Annotated in this window: 1 protein-coding gene; it reads left to right on the top strand. The window is 57.6% G+C overall.

Annotated features, from left to right (window positions below):
* On the top strand, positions 1-255 hold a 255-nt coding region (locus MO387_RS21025; RefSeq protein ID WP_242326522.1), incomplete at both ends, for an Ig-like domain-containing protein.

The following is a 255-nucleotide window of genomic DNA, read 5'->3' as shown; positions in this document are numbered from 1 at the left end:
CCAGCGGTAACTGGAGCATCGACTTAACCGGCACCACCTTGGCCGATGGCACTTACCCTGTCAGCGCCACCGTCACTGACCTGGCTGGCAACAGCAAGACCGTCACCCAGGACGTGGTGATTGATACTAAGATTGACCAAGATGGCGACGGCAACACCGTGGCGATCACCAGCATTACCGATGACACCGGCGCCTCCGGCAGCGACTTCATCACCAACGACAACACCCTGATTTTCAACGGCACGGTCGATTTAG

It is taken from the genome of Shewanella sp. N2AIL (assembly GCF_022690845.1).
Classification (GTDB): domain Bacteria; phylum Pseudomonadota; class Gammaproteobacteria; order Enterobacterales; family Shewanellaceae; genus Shewanella; species Shewanella baltica.
This window is presented reverse-complemented; position numbering and strand designations above follow the sequence as displayed.